We start from the raw sequence: 18,546 nt of genomic DNA, 5'->3' as shown, positions 1-18,546 counted from the left end.
AGGGATTGTCCCCCTGAAGAGATGGGTCAATTGACCGGAGACGAAGCCGATACCGTCTTATCGTGAATTTTTTGTTCCGGCAGCCATTTGCGCAAACAATGATTCAGGGAAGCCAGATTTATGGGTTTTGGTAAAAGGTCGTTAAACTGATTTTCTAAAAACATAGACTCCGCCCCGTTGATAACATTGGCAGTGAGGGCGATAATCGGAATTTTTTTAAAGGGTTCCCCCATTTCCCGGATCCGTTTGGTCGTTTCCACTCCATCCATTTCGGGCATCATGTGATCCATAAAAATAATATCATAGGAAAATTTTTGTACCAGTTCGATGGCTAGTATTCCCTTTTGCGCCAGATCCGCTTTGATGTCGAAACTGGCAAGCATCGCCTCGGCGACATCCAGGTTGATCTCAATATCGTCCACCACCAGGATCTTCGCGTCGGGGGCGGAAAAATCTTTAACCTCATCGGAGTCGATAAGCTCGGCATTACCCTGGGCCTCGAAATAGGGAATGGCAACGGTAAAGGTAGAGCCTTTGCCGTATTCGCTTTCAAGCCAGAGATCCCCCCCCATAAGCTGACAGAGACGATAACAGATCGCCAACCCCAGACCGGTACCCACCACGTTCCGGTTTTTTCGAGTATCCAATTGTTCAAAGGGCAGAAAGAGTTTTTCCGAATCTTCCTTGCGGATCCCTATTCCCGAATCCTTTACATCAAAACGGAGAACCCCCTCGGGTAATAACCGGGCAAAAAAATCAACATATCCCTCATAGGTATATTTCATCGCGTTGGACAGGATATTGGTCAATACCTGCCGCAGCCGGTTTTCATCACCGTAAACAAAGGGGGGAACATTTTCATCAACATAAAAATTAAAGGCCAGTTTTTTTTCTTTAAACATGATATCAAACATCGCCTTGAGATTATCCAGCAGGGAGCGCAGATTGTAATCGGAATTGATGATCTCCATCTTGCCGGCTTCGATTTTGGAAAAATCAAGGATGTCGTTTATGATGGTCAACAGGGATTGGGCTGATTTTCTGATATCCTGCAGGTATTTACGCTGGGTAGCATCCAGGTTACTGCGGCTTAAAAGCTCATTAAGTCCCAGGATGGCGTTCATGGGGGTTCTGATCTCGTGGGACATAATAGCGAGAAAATTTGATTTGGCGCTGTTGGCGGCTTCGGCCCGTTCCTTCTCCCTGAGAAAATCGGTAAAGTCTATAAAAACCGCTAACAATCCCGCGGTAATGCCCGCATCCGCGCCCCGGGAACTGCCGATCCCCATAAGCTCAATGGAATAATACCGGGGATCCCCCTGACGGCCAAAATCAACCCATCGGTTCAGGGTGATGGTGTTCTTGGATAACACCACGGTTCCAATGGCAGACTCAAGATCCCGCAGGGCGTTTGCGTCAAAATAGGGAGCAAATAACTCGCTGTGGGTTTTGTTTTTTATAATATCAAAATTATGAGTTCCGGTGAGGGTTAAAAACATTTTCGTACTCAACACCAAACGGCCGGCATCGTCAAAAAGCATGATAATATTCGGACTTCTTTCCAGCAGCATATCGGTGTAGGCCCGCTGCTTCGCGTTTGCCGCAGTTAACATGGTTCCCAAGGTTTCCTTGGCTTCCACGGTTTTACTGACCCTATCAAGAAAATTTCGTGTAATTCTGAGATCCCGGGTTAATTTTGAATTTTGAATCTTAAGCTGTTTTATCTCTTCTTCTAAAGAAGCTATCCCGGTATCCGTAGATGACACAAAACTCCCCTCCTAAAAAACGCAAAGAATAAAGGTGTTATTGTGAAAACGATTAATGGCTGCCTTGGGATTAATCCGGGTGGGGCACATCTCACCCCCCGAATAGGCAAAGAAAAACGGCGTGTTTTTGGTGATCTCCCCCAGAACAAGGTCAATCTCCGCAAACAAATCGCTTCCCAAGGTCATACTCCGGGATATACAGGAATAACCGATAATGGCCATAGGGGAAGGCGTTTCCTGCAGGACTTTTTTGATGAGCTTCCCCGAGGTAAGGAGGACATCATCCTTGTCAAATACCCCCAAATACATGGTGGAACCTTCGGGCATAGCCCCGGCACAGATGGCGTGTTTTTGTGCGTTGAGACCGATAAAAACCTTTGATACCGGCGGCGTACCGTCCCCATAATCCAACATAAAGGGAAGGGAGGCCATGGCATAGCTGGTCTCACTGGCCTTGGTAAGCCCCATATCTTCAAAGTACTCCACCACGGGCCGGCCGTTTACTTCCTTAAGAATATGACCTTCCGAGGAGGTTACCAAGGCAGCCCTATCCAGGAGTTTATCTTCCGAGAGAGTGGCCAAATAAAACTTTGGACTTATATTGCCGTATACCAGGATCAGGGACATCTTATCCTTGTAATGTCCTCCGTTAAAAAGCATATAACACTCCCGAAAATCCGGGGTATCATCCACCGCCAGGGTTCCAAAACAGGGTACATTTCCGGAAGCCTCCGAAAGGATCCGGACATAGTCATCCCCGGAATTTTCTAGCATAAAAGGGGCAAAGGTGAAGATCAGGACGGGTTTTTCTTCCCGGGCGGAGGCCGCCTCCCTATAGGTATCGACGATTTTTTTCTCCAGTACTCCTTCCCGTAAAGAGGGGGTTAGGGCGGTTTTAAAGGATACGTCATCACTGGTAAACACCAACAGGGTAAAAAGCAGGGTCCCCTTGGCATTATTAACCGCCTGTAACGATGAATTGGTACCGGCAATATCAAAGGGGAGGCTTTCACTGATAGCCGTTGCGGTTCCGGAGATTACAAATTCGTAATGGCAGGCAACAATCCCAACCGAATTTTTTAGCAGCCGATGTTCCAGATCAAGCTGCGCCTTTATTTCATCAATCGCGGCCGCCGGATCATCTATATTTTCCGTGGAAGCCGTCAAGATACGCATCATAAATTATCCCTTTTAAAAGCATGGGGTTTTAAAACATCAAATTTTAAAACCATCGATATAGAAACCAGTTTCAAAATCATGGTCCGGCAGGACCATGATTTTGAAACTGCCATATGGATTTGAAAAAAGCAGGCTTTAGACCGCTTTTTCCCATGCCCGATTCAAAACCAAATAAATTTTGAAACGGGCTCGCCTGATAAAATCACCCGAATTTGGCAATAGGCACAAAGGTATCTGCCTTGAGGGCCGCGCCGCCCACCAGGGCACCGTCGATGTTTTCCTTGGCCATAAGCTGGGCGGCGTTTTCCGGTTTTACCGAACCGCCGTATTGGATGATGATCTTTTGGGCGGCATCGGCGCCGTAGAGTTTTCCCACCACCTTGCGTATATAAGCGTGGATGGCATCGGCATCTTCCGGGGTGGCGGTTTTACCGGTACCTATGGCCCACACGGGCTCATAGGCGATGGTTATCCGCCCCAGGTCCCCGGCGGCAACCCCCGCAAGACCCTTGACGGTTTGGGTCTCACAGACCGCCTCGGCCCTGCCGGCTTCCCGTTCTTCCAATAGTTCCCCAACACAAAGAATCACCTCAAGGCCATGTTTAAGGGCAAGCTTTACTTTTTTGTTGATGAACTCGTCATCTTCTTTATAAATATGCCGCCGCTCACTGTGCCCTAAAATCACCGCCTGAACCCCCAGGTCCTTGAGCTGTAACACCGAAACCTCTCCGGTATGGGCTCCCTGCTCCTCGGGGGCACAGTTCTGGGCCCCCAACAAGATGTTACTCCCCTTGACAATAGCCCCCACGGTCTCAAGGCTGGTAAAGGTCGGAGCCACCAGATACTTGTGTTTTCCATCCTTGAGCTGGGCCACCAGGGCTTTGGCAAGTTCCGCCGCCTCAGAACGGGTTTTGTGCATCTTCCAGTTACCGGCAATATAGTAATTTCTCATACATTCACTCCTATTTTCTTGTAACTTCGATTCCGGGGAGCTTTTTCCCTTCCAGTAGTTCCAGGGAAGCGCCGCCGCCGGTAGAAACATGACTCATTTTCGGGGCCAGACCGAATTTGTTTACCGCCGCCACCGAATCGCCGCCGCCTACCACCGTAATAGCCCCTCTGCCGGTGGCTTCCGCCACCAGTTTGGCCACCTCTTCGGTACCCTTGGCAAAATTATCAAACTCAAAGACCCCCACCGGTCCATTCCAAACGATGGTTTTGGCTTTGGCCAGGACCTCCTGGTATTGCCCCAGGGTTTTGGGTCCCACATCCATACCCATGAGGTTATCGGGAATATCAATACCGTCAACGACCACCGGCTTTGCCCCGGGGTCAAAGGTTTCGGCTCCCACATGATCCAGCGGAAGGACAATCCGGGCCCCCGCCTTTTGGGCGGCTTCCAGAATCTTTTTCGCCGTATCCAGCTGATCATCCTCCACCAGGGACTTCCCTATCCTATGCCCCTGGGCCTTGAGGAAGGTATACGCCATACCCCCCCCTATAATGAGGGCGGAGGCGTTTTTAAGGAGGCTCTCCAAGACCGCGATTTTAGAGGAAACCTTAGCGCCCCCGATAATGGCCGCCAGGGGCTTTTGTGGGCTCGTAACAATGGGCTCCAGATAATTCACTTCTTTTTCCATGAGGAATCCCGCCACCGAAACCGGAACAAATTTCGCGATGGACGCGGTAGAGGCGTGATCCCGGTGGGCGGTACCAAAGGCATCGTTTACAAAGACATCACCATAGGAGGCAAGCTCCCGGGCAAGTTTATCCCGCTCTTCCGCTTCTTTTGCGGTTTCTTCCTTGTGGAACCGGGTGTTTTCCAGCATAATAATGGATCCGGGTTTTTGGGAATCGATAAAAGCTTTTTTACCGTAATCCGAGTCTTCCCCGGCAAAAATCACGGGTTTTCCCAGTTTTTTTTCAAGATAGGCCGCCACCGGGGCGATCCGGTGTTTACCCTTGATATAGGCGGCCTCGTCAAAAGTCTTTCCGTCTTTTTCAGCCTTTTCCCTGGCTTTTTTTGCATCCTTAGCGGGATCCCCCAGATGGCTCATCAAGGTCAGGGTCTTAACTCCCTGATCCAGGATATAGCGTATGGTCGGAATTGCCGCGGTAATCCGGGTATCATCCTGTACCACCCCATCCTTCATGGGTACATTAAAATCCACCCGCATAATGACCCGTTTACCCGCAAGGTCCACGTCTTTTACGGTCTTTATCATTCTGATACTCCTTCTATGGTCCCTGATACCGTTTCAAAATCAATGGGGCTTTGAAACAGCGCTCTCGATAAAGAAAAACCGCAAAAAAACAAAGTTTATCACCCGGTCCGCAAAGAAATACCCATCATCCCTCTTGCGTACTCCGTTATTGACGCCGTTAACCGGCTTCAACTTTGCATCCTTGCGGTTTCTCTTTTAATTCAACCAACCGTTACTTTTTACTTGCCATATATTTGAGAAGATCTACCACCCGATTGGAATACCCCCATTCATTATCATACCAGGAAACGATTTTGAAGAACCGTTTTTCCCCGGGAAGGTTGTTTTGCAAGGTGGCAAGGCTGTCATAAATGGAAGAACGAGAATCATGAAGGAAATCGGTGGAAACCACCTCCTCCTTACAGTACCCCAGGATGTTTTTAAGATAGGATTCGGAGGCTTTTTTGAAAAGGCCGTCCAACTCTTCAATGGAGGTATCCTTGGCGGCGGTAAAAGTCAGGTCCACCACGGAGACCGTGGGGCTGGGAACCCGGAAGGACATACCGGTAAGTTTTCCCTTGGTTTCGGGAAGGACTTCACCTACCGCTTTGGCGGCGCCGGTAGTGGAGGGAATGATGTTTATCGCCGCTGCCCGGCCTCCCCTCCAGTCCTTTTTGGAGACCCCGTCGACGGTTTTCTGGGTAGCCGTATAGGAATGGATGGTGGTCATCAGCCCCTTTTCAATACCGATGCCTTCTTTCTGAATAACATACACCACCGGAGCCAGACAATTGGTGGTACAGCTGGCATTGGATACCACATGATCCTGGGCGGGATCGTATTTATCCTGGTTTACCCCCACGACAAAAGTGGGAATCTTCTTCTCTTTACCCTTGGCGGGAGCGGAGATAATCACCTTTTTAGCCCCCGCTTCCAGGTGTCCAAAGGCCTTATCATCGGTGAAAAGACCGGTGGATTCGATCACATATTCAACCCCAAGCTTGCCCCAGGGCAGGTTTTTCAATTCCCTTTCGGCCATAACACACCGGATCGAATGACCGTTTACCACCAAAATATCGTCTTCCGCCTGGGAAGGATCACTCTTTTTGGTAGAAATATCCGCCTTCATCCGGCCCTGGGTAGAGTCATATTTAAGCTGGTATGCAAAATATTTCGCATCGGTGGAAATATCGGTTACCGCCACCACGTCAATTTCCTTGCCCAAGAGTCCCTGGTCTACAATAGACTGAAACACAAGGCGGCCGATACGACCAAAACCATTAATTGCTATTTTCATATAAACCCCCAAAAATGATTTTTTAACCTGTTCCAAAACGCAAATTTTTTGAAACCGGCTTTAGAAAAACGGTCTAAACTCCGTTTTCGTTAAATTTATGATTGCTATATCAAAATCATGGTCTTTCCGGACCATCGGATTTTGGGACAGCTTCATTTTATACTTAAGCATAAAAAAAAACAGGAAAATAGTCAATGTGATCAAAAAGGAATAGGGGAATCTCCACAAAGGATCGAAATTTTTTACCTGAAACGGTTCCAAAACTTCAGTTTTTGGAATAACTTCTTTTGAATTACGTGAAAAACCGGGGGAACGACCGGTTTTTCCACGGATTTGTCCAAAACCAACCGAGCCTTGTCCCCTCACATGAGGGATAGAAATTTTCTCCGGGACTCAACCAAGGACTGCAGTTCCGAAAACATGGCCTTATCCACCTCTTCGGCGATGGGAAAAATATACCGGACCGTTTCTTCGGTATACCGGTGGATAAATTCCCGGTTTATTACAAAACCCAGGGATATCATATTAGATATACGATCGGCTACTTTTAGGATCTTGGCGGGGAGGGAACCATTTTTATAGATCCGGGTAAGAAATTCCCCCTTGGTTTCTTCAGGAAACCGGGTAACTTCCAAAACCAGATCGTAAACCGCAGGACTTTCAAAATCAATGGATAACAGCAGGTTGTGGTTAAAATCAGGAACATCTTCAAGCAAATCATGGACCACCGAAGCCTTGAGCAATATGGAATCAATATAGCCGTAATCGATCAGCGTCGCCATGGTATCAATCTGATGACGGAACATATTCCCCCCCCCTTCCCGGACTTTACCGATAAGGGCGGTAGCAAGCTGCATATAGGGGGCGAGAAAGGTCCCTTTTAGCCGGAGCATCTCTTCAGTGGTCATCCCGAATCCCTACGCCATATCCCGGATATAGGATACAAGTTTTTCAGTACGTTTTACCGCCTCGTCAAGCTTTATCCGCTCCCCCTCCACCAATTCCGGGGGAGCGTTTTTTACGAATTTATCATTGGCCAGTTTTGTTTTGAGGGAAGCGATAAAAAGCCGATCCTTTTCAAGCTCCTTGGTGAATTTCTGTTTGAGAAATGCGGTGTCCACCGCTTCGGCGATAAATACAAAGGCCTCAAAGGCCGAACCGACCAGTCCTATGGAGGTTTTAGGCCGGGCCGGATCCTCCCCTTGACCGGTAACGGGATCGGCAATTTCCAGATCTCCGATCCCCGCGAGGAGTTTTACGAGGCCCGCATTTTCCCCGAGAAATTCCTTATGGTGTTTATCGGGGCGTACCAGCAGGCGTACCTTTTTATCCGGAGGAACCGTACATTCACTCCGCAGGGTTCTTACCGACCGGACCAGTTCCTGGAGGAAGGCGAATTGTTCCTCGCGCTGGGGGGCCGACCGGTTTTTGTCATACCGGGGATAGGGGGCGCGCATTAAGAGCCCTTGGGTATTGGGGAGCTTCTGGTATATTTCTTCGGTCACAAAGGGCAGCAACGGGTGGAGGAGCGCCAAAGATTCGGCCAGAACCCCCAGGAGTACCGTAGTGGCCCGGTCTTTTTCGGCGTCATCCCCCTCTTTCACGGAGAGTTTGGTGGCTTCCACATACCAGTCGCAGAAATCATTCCAGAAGTATTCATAGGCGGTTTGGGCGGCGTCGTTATACCGGTATGAAAGAAAAGCCTCCTCCATGGCCGCCGCCGCGGTATTGAGCCGGGACCGGATCCAGATATCCACCGGAAGCAGGGAGGGCTCCCGGACCAAATTCCGGCCCTCCAGGTTCATCAAGATATAACGGCTGGCGTTCCATATTTTATTGGCGAATTTGGAACCCATCTTAAAGGATTCCCTATCCATAAGGATATCCTGCCCCTGGGCGCATAAAAAAGCCAGGGTAAACTTAAGGGCGTCGGCGCCGTAATCGTCCACCAGTTCCAGCGGATCAAGGCCGTTCCCCAGGGTTTTACTCATCTTCCGGCCCTGCTTATCCCGGAGAAGCCCGGTGATATAGATATCCCTGAAGGGGACCTTTCCGGTAAACTCCAGCCCCGCCATGATCATCCGGGAAACCCAAAAGAAAATAATATCATATCCGGTCACCAAGGCGGTGGTGGGATAAAAACGGCTAAAATCATCGGCCTGCCCGCTCTGGGCTTGGCCGGAAGAAACATCGGGCCATCCCAGGGTACTAAAGGGCCAGAGCCAGCTGGAAAACCAGGTGTCCAGGACATCCGGGTCCTGTTTGACCTCCGTTGACCCGCAATGGGGGCAAATCGAAATATTCTCCCGGGAAACCGTGGTTTTACCGCAGGAGCCGCAATTCCACGCGGGAACCCGGTGTCCCCACCAGAGCTGACGGCTTACACACCAATCCCGGATATTACGGAGCCAATGCCGGTAGGTATTCTCCCACTTCCGGGGATAAAAGATAATTTCCCCCCGCTCCCATGCGGCCAGGGCCTTTTCCGCCAGGGGCTTCATCCGGACAAACCACTGCTCCGACAAGAAGGGCTCTATCACCGTATGGCAGCGGTAACAATGCCCCACGGCGTGGGTAATATCTTCCTCTTTGATAAAAAATCCCCCGGCTTTAAGATCCTCAAGGATCTTTTCCCGGGCAGCCTTCACCGAAAGCCCCCGGTATGTTTCCGGTACCTCGTCATTGAGGGTACCGTCGGGATTAAGAATATTCACTACCGCAAGACCGTGCCGTTGGCCTACTTCCCAGTCATTGGGATCATGGGCGGGGGTGATCTTTACCACCCCGGTACCGAAGGTCCGGTCCACATAGGTGTCGGTTATCACCGGAATTTCCCGGTCTGTCAGGGGAAGGAGTACCTTTTTTCCCGCCAAGTCCCGGTAACGTTCGTCCTCGGGGTGGACCGCCACCGCCGTATCCCCCAACATGGTTTCGGGCCGGGTGGTGGCCAGTTCCACAACCCCCTTCCCGTCGGCATAGGGATACCGGATATGGTACATTTTTCCCGGGGTTTCCTCATGCTCCACCTCGTCGTCCGACAGGGCGGTTCCGCAGGAAGTACACCAATTTACCAGGTAATGTCCCTTATAGAGGAGATCCCGTTCGTAGAGGGTAACAAAAACTTCCCGCACCGCCCTGGAGAGACCCTCGTCCAGGGTAAAACGTTCCCGGGACCAGTCCACGCTGGCCCCCATTCGGGCAAGCTGCCGGGATATGACGGCGTGGTGTTCTTCTTTTACCCGCCACGTTTCTTCCACAAATTTTTCCCGGCCCAGATCGTGCCGGCTTTTCCCCTGTGCGTTGAGCCGTTTTTCCACCACATGCTGGGTGGCTATCCCCGCATGATCCGTACCCGGGACCCAAAGGGTCGGTTCCCCCCGCATACGGTGGAAGCGGATAACGATATCCTGAAGGGATATATTAAGGCCATGCCCAAGATGAAGCACCCCGGTTACATTCGGCGGAGGAATAACCACCACATAGGGAGGCCCGGCACGGTTTTCCCCGGCCTCGGGTTTAAAGGCCCCCGCCTCCTTCCATTGGGCATAGATCCGGTCTTCAAAACCCCTTGGATCAAAGGCCTTTTCCAGTTCAATCGCCTTCATCGGGTCTCCTTATGAGTGAATAATACTGTATTTTGGTAAAGTGTTCAATAATAGGCAAGCGGCCCCGGATAATTTGATATTCCCGGGGGGGTATGATAGCTTTTTTTACCGCTATTGACAAATTCCCCCTCCGGTATTATACCTTTTAAGAAAGCTTTTCAGGACGTTATATCTCTGGGGCTGTTTAAAATCTTTTTTTGGAGGAGATAGTATGAAAAAAATGGGAATAATGCTGCTTAGCATAACAATCCTGCTGGTTCTCGCGGCAGGTAATGTCTGGGCAACCGGTAGTCAGCAGGCAGGTAATACGGTTTATGTTTTTGGGCCAACTCCGGACCACGGGTGGACCGGATCGGCGGCGCGTTTTGCAGAGGAAAAGATCGCTCAGTTAAACGCGGCGGGCGGGAAATATACCTATGTATTCCGGGCGGCGGGTTCCCCGGACGCGCAGATCCAGCAGATTGAAGCCATGCTGGCGGAAAGCAAGAAACCCGCCGGAGTGGTTATTCAGGCCAGTGATAATATGGTCCAGGCCGCGGTAGAGCGGATCGCCCAGGCGAATATTCCCCTCATCCTCTTTGATCGTCTTCTTGACGGGACAAGTCCCCTCATCAGGGAAAAAATGCTTATTGCCATGAGTGCCGATAATTACGCCATCGGGGCAGGGGCCGCATATTATATGGTCGAAAAGGGTCTTACCCCCGGAGAGGCAATCTGGGAACTTCCCGGAGACAATTCCGCGGTAAGCGTCGAACGGGGTACAGGTTTCCGGGAGTTTCTCACGGGAAAACGTCCCTTTAATGATGATCAGGGACAGTCCCATACCATTGCCGCCAATAAAAAGTGGACCGATGCCCAAATCAATAGTTCCATTACCTCTTCCCAGGTGGCCAACTGGTCCCGGGACAACGCCAAGACCTACTTTGAATCCTATATAGCCGGCAAGACCCCCCAGACCCTGGCAAAGTGGCTGTGGACCATGGACGATGAGTTTGTGATGGGAATTCTGGAATTACTCCAGACCCCGGCCAAAGCCGCGGAACGGGAAGTGTTTGAGTCCACCGTCAAGGTCATTACCGGCTGCGGCGGCCTCACCGCTCTCTACGATGTTATGGGCAGGACCAAGGCTACCGCGGGGAATCAGCTCTATCAGCCCGACGGAGTGGCTATCATGAGCCCCACCTGTCGGCCCGGATTTTTTGTTGATGCCATCCAATTAATGGAAGACGCCCTTAACGGTAAGGATATTACGGTCCATTATACCGATAAGGCCACAAAGCGTTTCCATGAGCCGCCCCATCTGGTGGATACGGCGAGCTGGGCAGCTAACAAAAACAACCCCAGCTGGCGTGGGTTTGATTAAGGCGCGAGCGGCTCGGTGATAAATGAGCCGCTATACCTGAGGGTCCTTCATAAAACCGGTCGAGTTTTAGTTTTGTGAAGGACTTCTCGGTGAGGTAGTTCCGAAATTTTGGCCTAACAGGACCGTGATTTCGGAACGGTACTTTTAAAAAATGCAGCTTTGTAAAGCTTTGACCTAAAAAATTGCAAGGGCCGGTAATAAAGTTATCGATTTTGTTACCGGCGATATATCCGGGATTTTTTTAAGCCGTTTCACAAGGACTTTATGAACGTTCTTTCGATGAAGCATATTTCTAAGTCTTTTTTCGGGGTGCCTGTCCTCAGTGATGTCAGCTTTGAGGTTGAGGAAGGGGAAGTTCATGCCCTGCTTGGTGAAAACGGTGCGGGGAAGTCCACCTTGATGAACATTCTCGGGGGAGTGTATACCAAGGATTCGGGGACAGTGGAGGTGAATGGCTTCAACCTGGAAAACGCTTCGGTAACGGAGTCAGAAAAGGCGGGTGTTGCCTTTGTTCATCAGGAACTGAACCTTTTTAACGATCTGCTGGTTTTTGAAAATCTCTTTTTGGGTAAGGAGATCCTCTATAAGACCCGGACCTTAAACAAAAAAGCCATGATCGCCCGTTCCCGGGAATTGTTTGACGACCTGGGGGTAAAGATAAACCCTAAAGCCCTGGTAGCGGACCTGGAGACCAGCCAAAAGCAGTTGTTGGAAATCGCCAAGGCCCTGGATGCCAAGGCCAAGCTTATCATCCTGGACGAGCCCACCACCGCCCTGAATACTTCGGAAATCGAGCACCTTTTTTCAATAATTAGACGTTTACAGAAAAAAAAGATCACCTTTATTTTTATTTCCCATAAGATGCCCGAGGTGTTTACCATCGCGGATCGCTATACGGTGCTGCGGAACGGTTTTTTTGTCAAAACCGGCAGAATCAGCGATACCACCCCCCAGGAGCTTACGGTTTCCATGGTGGGGCGGGAAGTTTCGAATAAGGAAGTATACACTTCCCGTAATCTGGGTCAAGTGGTATTAAAACTGGATAAAGTTTCCGGTCCCGGGTTTCACGACATCTCCTTTGAGGTGCGTCAGGGCGAGATTATCGGTCTCACCGGTCTTGCCGGTTCCGGGGCCAGCAATTTGATTCAAGCCATGTTCGGGGTTATCCCCTTCAATGGCGGGAATTTTGCCATATTTGGGAAAAAAATTCACAACTACAACATCCATCGGGCCATGAAGATAGCCCGGATCGGCATGGTACCTTCCAACCGCAAGGAAAATTCGATCCTGCCTTTTATGCAAATATTGGAAAACGAATATATATCGGAGCATACCCTGTCCGGCCGGATACAACATATTTTTATAAAACAGGAAGTGACAAAATACAACCATTACAAAAAAATGCTGAATATCAAGGCCCGTTCCCACCGGGTGTTGATCACCAGTATGTCCGGGGGCAATCAGCAGAAGATCATTTTGGCCCGGCTTCTTAATACCAACGCGGATATTTTTTTAATGGATAATCCCACCCAAGGTATTGATGTGGGCGCCAAGGGTGAAATTTATAAATTGATCCTGCAGCTTTCCGAACGGGGAAAAACCATAGTGGTGAATACCCTGGAAATACCTGAAATTGAGCAAGTAGCGGATCAATGTATAGTATTTTATCATGGCAGAATTCATGCGATATTGGACAGAAATAGCATTGATGAAACCACCGTAATGCTGCATGCCACCGGCGCGGTACCGCCGGTGGGTGTGGCCCTGGAGTAAGCGATGAGTGATGTCAACACCGAACAAGTAATTATTACCCCCAAACGAGAGTCCATGGGGAACCGAATTCTCAGCCTTTGGGAACAGTACAACTATGTGGTTATTTTTATCGCCATCCTTATTGCCTATGTGGTGGTAGCCAAAAATCTTACCTGGGGCAGTGTTATGCTGATGCTCAGGCAGAGCGCGGTTATCGGAATTATGGGGTTCGGCATGGCGCTGGTCATTCTGGTCGGAGATATAGACCTCTCCATCGGATCCGGTCTGGTGTTGATCTCGGGGCTTACGGTTATGGCTTTTAACGCCACCGGCAGTATTTTTCTTGCCCTTCTTGCCGCACTGGGGCTCGGCATCGCCGCGGGTTTCTTTAACGGCATCCTGGTGGGGCTCGCTAAAATGCCGCCCTTTATCGTAACCCTGGCCACCATGCTGATCTTTCGGTCCATGGCCCTCTATATAAGCCATTCAAGGCTCTATGAGCTTGATCCTTCCCAGGATTCCTTCAGCTTGTTCCACTATCAGTTTGGCAATTCACCGATCTTTTCCATACCCATTGTGGGCCTGGTATTCCTGCTGGTGGCTTTTGCCTGTATCTATATGTGTACTTCAACAAAATACGGTAAAAAAATCTATGCCCTGGGCAGTAACGCCAAGGCCGCAAAGCTTGCCGGTATAAACACCGAATGGCTCAAGGTTTCCCTTTTTGTCATCTGCGGTCTTTTGGTCGGTTTCGCCTCTTTTATCAATGTCGCCATGAACCGGAGCGTTTCCCCCGCCACCACCGGGGTGAGTTTTGAAATGTACGCCATCGCGGGGATCGTTCTGGGGGGAATCAGCATGTCCGGCGGTAAAGGTAAAGTGGCGGGTATCATTTTCGGCACCCTGTCCTTTACTTTGGTAAGCCGGATAATCGACGCCTTTGAGTTAAGCACGGAGATCAACAATACCGTCAAAGGGATCATTCTCCTCTTGGCTATCGCCCTGCAGATGATCAAGAAACGTTCAAAGGAATGATCGATCGATCAAAGGGCGTATAGGGCCTTTTCAACGGCGTCAATGACGGTGTCCGGAGTTGAAGCCCCGGCGCTGAGCCCTACCACGGCATACGTTCCGATTTCTCCGGGGATTTCCCCTTCGTTTTCCACCAGCCAGGCGGGCTTGTTCAAAGATTGGGCGATGGAAAGAAGCCGCCGGGTATTGGCGGAAGTTTTTCCCCCGGCGATGATTACCGCGTCGACGCAGGAGCAAAGTTCCTTCAGGGCGTTCTGCCGGTCCCGGGTAGCCCCGCAAATGGTATCTATGATTTTAAGTTCCGGAAACCATTTCCGGATCCTCTCCCCTATGGCCCCATATTCATCGGCGGATAAGGTGGTCTGCCCCAAAAGAGCGGTCTTTGCCTGGGGGGCTTGCCGGTGGAGTTTTTCCGCCGCCGCTTCCGCATCCGGGGGATTGGCCACCACCACACAATCCGGCGCGTAGCCCTGGATACCGATTATTTCCCCGTGATCTTTTTCACCGGCTAAAAAAAGACAATACCCCGCCTCAGTTAACGAACGGGCCTCCATTTGGCTTTTCTTGACCCGGGGACAGGTTACATCCCGTACCCGGGCTCCGGCGGCGAGGAGTCTTTCTTCTACCTGGGGGTTCACCCCGTGGGCTCGGATAAGGACCGTTTTCCCTTTGAGATCATCAAAGTTACCCTCTTGCAGGATCGCTATCCCCTGGTCCTTTAAAGTTTCCAGAACCTGGGGATTATGGATCAGGGGACCCAAGGTATATACCGGTATATGCCCTGAAACACCCTTTGCCTCATCCAGAGCTATTTCCACCGCCCGGCGCACCCCCATACAAAAGCCCAAAACCCGGGCCCTGATTACCTTCACCGGCGGTTTTTTACCCTTTCTATGCCTTGGACGGTACCGCGATGGTACCGGCAGTTAGTTTTTTTGCCCGCCGTTTAAGGACAGCACTTTCCCAAAAACTCGTGAACCCCGAGGCGATAAATATGGTCGAGTAGACCCCGGAGACCATACCCACCAGGAGGGCCAGGGCAAAATCCCTCATCGAACCGGTGGTAAAGATGAAGAGGGAAAGGACCGCCAACATGGTGGTTACCGTGGTAATGACAGTCCTCCCCAGGGTTTCCGAAAGGGACCGATCCAGAATATTGACGAAACTATCCTCCGGATAAATCCGCCGGGTCTCCCGAATCCGATCGAAAATAACAATGGTGTCGTTGATGGAATACCCCAGAATCGTTAAGATGGCGGCGATGGTGGTGGTGTTAAATTCCATCCTGGTCCAGGTGATAAAGGCCACCATGATAAGGGCATCGTGGGCTATGGCAAGGACCGCCCCGATGGCAAATTGAGGCTTAAACCGGATCGACGAATAGATAAGGATGAGGAGGAGGGTAAGGCCCATGAGGAGTCCCGCCTGATCGGTTAATTGTTTGGAAAACCGGGAACCCACATAATCGGACCGGGTAACCGCCACCCCCCCCTCACCGAAATTCGTCTCCAGGGTATTGATTATCTTTTCCGCGGGAACCCCCTCTTTGTTGTTTACTTCACTGTCCTCCATCCGGATCATAAACCGCCGTTCCTCTTCGGTGCCCAATACCTGAACGGATACCGTACCCAGGGGAAGCAGGGCGAGCCTGACCTCATCTATGCCAATGGGGGGGGCGTTCGGAGGAAGATAATGTATCCCGTAGGGAACGGAACTAAGCTGGGGATTTCCCTGGGCACTTTGGATCAGGGATTGGGAAGGGATATTACCCAGGGAAGCCCCATCCAAAACCGCAAGACCCGCCACACCCTTACCCCGGATGCCCCCAAGGAGGGAACCGATGGTCGTATATTCGGTATAGGGGAACGCATGGGTGGTCCCTTCAACCCCGGAACCGGAGATAACGATATAGAGGCCGGAACGGTCCATAGAAACCGAAGCGTTCCCCAACCCCGTATAGGTTAAACTAAAGGCGGTAGGGGCAAACTGCACTTCCTGAATGAGCCCCGCCTGAAAATCAACTCCCAATTCAAACCCACCCAACAACACATAGCCGATAATCCCCAGGATTATCAAAGCCGTCGATATTATGGCGGTGGGGAAAAAGGCCTTGGAAAAATGTACGATACGCTTCATCCCTTGATCCTCCAACTGACGCTGATCTTTTTGCTTCCCAGTACATCCGTACCAAAGTCAAATATAAGCCGGGATACAAAAAGGGCGGTAAAAACCGAAGAAAACACCCCGATGGCAAGACTCACCGCAAAACCCTGGATGGGCCCGGAGCCAAGCTGGGAGAGGAACAGCGCCGCGATAAAGGTGGTAATATTGGAATCCATGATGGCCCAAAAGGCCTTGTCAAATCCCGCGTCCACCGCCGCTTTCCGGCTTTTTCCCAGGAGGAGTTCCTCCTTTATCCGCTCAAAGATAATTACATTGGCGTCCACCGCCATACCGATGGTTAGGATAAATCCCGCTATACTCGGCAGAGTCAAGGTAAAGTTAAAAGCCGAAAGTACGCTAAACATCAGGTAGATATTGAGAACCTGGGCGATTACCGCGTTAATCCCGGCGATTTTATAATAAAAAAGCATGAAGACCATTACCGCCACGAGCCCTCCGATAAGGGCATAAAGTCCCTGACGGACCGTATCTTCCCCCATGGAAGCTCCAATGGCCTGTTGGGTTACCACCTCCAATTCCACCGGCAGGGCGGCGGTCCGCAAGGTAAGGGCTAAATTATTGGCTTCTTCCTGGCCGAACCCGGTGATACGCACCGCTTCCCGGATAGCGGTGGTAATGGTCGCCTGGGATTTAACCCGATCGTCCAATACAATGGCCAGGGGCTCCCCCACATGGGCTGAAGTAAGCTGGTAAAAAATTTCACCCCCCGCCGTATCCAGCATAAAGGTAACTTCCGGTTTACCGTCCAGGGAATTCCGCTCCACGATGGCGCTCTGGATATGGTTTCCATCCAGACCCACCTCTTTTTTTATCGCCGTATACCCGGTAAATTCATCCAGGCCGTACTGGTCTTTACCGTAGACCCCCCGGATAACCACGTCGGAGGGAATGATGGTCGGATCCAATAGGTTCCCTTCGTTATCAAAGGTGGTGGTGGGATGGGAATTATAATAGGCGTCAAAGGCCGTGGTGGCGTCCCGATCCACAATGTGAAAGGCCAAATTACCCTTACCCATAATGATGGAATTGATCCGTTCCGGATCGGCGGCGCCGGGAATTTCCACATAGATCTGGTCCGTTCCCTGGCGGCGGATAACCGGTTCGGTAAGGCCGAATCGGTCGATTCTGCTGTTAAGAACCTCCAGGGCCTGGTCTATCGCCTCGGTCCGATCCGCATCGGTTAAAGCCCGGCCGAGACGCTCCTTGCGGCCGGTCAAATCGGTTTGCAAAACGATGCTCATCCCTCCGGAAAGATCCAGCCCAAGCTGAACCGCATTTTTCTGAAGATCCTTGAGATCAAAATACCTTTCCCGGTAATAGGTCTCGATAGCATCCAGGGTTTCCTGCCTTCCCGAAAAAGAAGAAAGAACCCCCTGGGCATCCCATTGCGCGGGAGCCGGGGTTTTAGTGTCCTTACGGATCTTTTTTGCCTGGATTTCTAAAAAATTTAACCGTTCCGGTACATTTTCCCCGGCCCGGGCCGCTTTAATCAGTTCCTGTAAATCCGCCCGGGCTGTTTGGGATGCATACAACTTAATTTGCTCCCGGGAAGCCAATGCTAAGGCCTGATCTTCCTTCTTCTCCAGAAAATACCAACGGATGGTTGGAAATAAAAACACAAAACACACCACCACCGTTATAAGGATGATGAAGAGCCGATATCGTTTACTCATGCCGCTACTCCAACATAACGTATTTATGAATCCGGGCTTTACTCCGGTTTTGCGTCCCGGATATTAATTTTTTTCCGGGGTTTCCCCTGTCTCATCTTCCGCTTTTGATTCATCCCCGGATGATTCGGTTTTTTTATCCTCAACTCTTTCTTTATCGGCCTTAGCGGTGGTTACGACCGTGGAAATAGCGCTGCGGCTGAATTCCACCTTGGTGTTTTCGTCTATCTTCACCACCACCGAAGACTCCTTTACCGTCTGGATTACCCCATGGATACCACCGATGGTAATGATTTTATCGCCCTTTTTAAGGGCCGATAGCATACGCTGGGTTTCTTTTTGTTTTTTATTTTGAGGCCGAATTATGAGAAAATAAAAAATTGCGATAATCAGGGCAAAGGGTATCAGGGTAGTAAAAATATCACCGGGACTCCCACTTCCGCCGGAACCTCCCGGAACTCCCATCAGCAGAGAAAAAACAAAGGTATTCATAC

14 protein-coding genes are annotated in these 18,546 nt (G+C 50.5%); 3 read left to right on the top strand and 11 right to left on the bottom strand.

All coding sequences use genetic code 11. The features are described from left to right. Window positions 1-26: 26 nt before the first annotated feature. The 7 genes from LQZ21_RS00850 to LQZ21_RS00820 form a co-directional block, all read right to left on the bottom strand. Window positions 27-1,766 (bottom strand): ATP-binding protein, encoded by a 1,740-nt coding sequence (locus tag LQZ21_RS00850; RefSeq protein WP_411042200.1) that lies wholly within the window; start codon window positions 1,764-1,766, stop codon window positions 27-29. Window positions 1,767-1,778: 12 nt separating this feature from the next. Then, window positions 1,779-2,945 carry an FIST N-terminal domain-containing protein gene (locus LQZ21_RS00845; protein WP_411042199.1) on the bottom strand — a complete coding sequence of 389 codons (1,167 nt, stop codon included), beginning with the start codon at window positions 2,943-2,945 and terminating at the stop codon, window positions 1,779-1,781. A gap of 202 nt (window positions 2,946-3,147) precedes the next feature. Next, window positions 3,148-3,897, bottom strand: coding sequence for a triose-phosphate isomerase (tpiA, locus tag LQZ21_RS00840; protein WP_411042198.1), 750 nt, complete (start codon window positions 3,895-3,897; stop codon window positions 3,148-3,150). A 10-nt stretch (window positions 3,898-3,907) separates the two neighbouring features. Further along, on the bottom strand, window positions 3,908-5,170 hold the full coding sequence (locus tag LQZ21_RS00835; protein WP_411042197.1) for a phosphoglycerate kinase: 1,263 nt from the start codon (window positions 5,168-5,170) through the stop codon (window positions 3,908-3,910). 211 nt (window positions 5,171-5,381) lie between these two features. Beyond that, window positions 5,382-6,446, bottom strand: a complete 1,065-nt coding sequence (gene gap / locus LQZ21_RS00830; RefSeq protein WP_411042196.1) for a type I glyceraldehyde-3-phosphate dehydrogenase — start codon at window positions 6,444-6,446, stop codon at window positions 5,382-5,384. A 362-nt stretch (window positions 6,447-6,808) separates the two neighbouring features. Then, complete coding sequence (locus tag LQZ21_RS00825) at window positions 6,809-7,354, bottom strand: hypothetical protein (RefSeq protein ID WP_411042195.1); 546 nt, start codon at window positions 7,352-7,354, stop codon at window positions 6,809-6,811. Window positions 7,355-7,363: 9 nt separating this feature from the next. After that, window positions 7,364-10,051 (bottom strand): valine--tRNA ligase, encoded by a 2,688-nt coding sequence (locus LQZ21_RS00820; protein ID WP_411042194.1) that lies wholly within the window; start codon window positions 10,049-10,051, stop codon window positions 7,364-7,366. Between the two features lie 211 nt (window positions 10,052-10,262). On the opposite strand from LQZ21_RS00820, the gene LQZ21_RS00815 reads away from it, so the two are divergent. From LQZ21_RS00815 to LQZ21_RS00805, 3 genes are all read left to right on the top strand, one after another. Further along, window positions 10,263-11,414 (top strand): substrate-binding domain-containing protein, encoded by a 1,152-nt coding sequence (locus tag LQZ21_RS00815; protein WP_411042193.1) that lies wholly within the window; start codon window positions 10,263-10,265, stop codon window positions 11,412-11,414. A gap of 279 nt (window positions 11,415-11,693) precedes the next feature. Further along, window positions 11,694-13,187 (top strand): sugar ABC transporter ATP-binding protein, encoded by a 1,494-nt coding sequence (locus tag LQZ21_RS00810; protein ID WP_411042192.1) that lies wholly within the window; start codon window positions 11,694-11,696, stop codon window positions 13,185-13,187. A gap of 3 nt (window positions 13,188-13,190) precedes the next feature. Next, window positions 13,191-14,201, top strand: a complete 1,011-nt coding sequence (locus LQZ21_RS00805) for an ABC transporter permease (RefSeq protein ID WP_411042191.1) — start codon at window positions 13,191-13,193, stop codon at window positions 14,199-14,201. Window positions 14,202-14,209: 8 nt separating this feature from the next. Here LQZ21_RS00805 and ispH read toward each other — a convergent pair whose 3' ends face one another. The 4 genes from ispH to yajC all read right to left on the bottom strand — a co-directional run bounded on the left by ispH (window position 14,210) and on the right by yajC (window position 18,544). Next, entirely contained in the window at window positions 14,210-15,070 is an 861-nt protein-coding gene (gene ispH / locus LQZ21_RS00800) for a 4-hydroxy-3-methylbut-2-enyl diphosphate reductase (RefSeq protein WP_411042190.1), read from the bottom strand. Between the two features lie 19 nt (window positions 15,071-15,089). Then, on the bottom strand, window positions 15,090-16,334 hold the full coding sequence (secF, locus tag LQZ21_RS00795; protein WP_411042189.1) for a protein translocase subunit SecF: 1,245 nt from the start codon (window positions 16,332-16,334) through the stop codon (window positions 15,090-15,092). After that, window positions 16,331-18,055, bottom strand: a complete 1,725-nt coding sequence (gene secD, locus LQZ21_RS00790; protein ID WP_411042188.1) for a protein translocase subunit SecD — start codon at window positions 18,053-18,055, stop codon at window positions 16,331-16,333. The genes secF and secD overlap by 4 nt, the downstream gene beginning before the upstream one ends. A gap of 63 nt (window positions 18,056-18,118) precedes the next feature. Continuing rightward, window positions 18,119-18,544 (bottom strand): preprotein translocase subunit YajC, encoded by a 426-nt coding sequence (yajC, locus tag LQZ21_RS00785; protein ID WP_411042187.1) that lies wholly within the window; start codon window positions 18,542-18,544, stop codon window positions 18,119-18,121. Window positions 18,545-18,546: the final 2 nt, after the last annotated feature.

This window comes from Treponema sp. TIM-1, from assembly GCF_046533115.1.
In the GTDB taxonomy this organism is placed as follows: Bacteria; Spirochaetota; Spirochaetia; order Treponematales; family Breznakiellaceae; genus JAIRMO01.
This window is presented reverse-complemented; position numbering and strand designations above follow the sequence as displayed.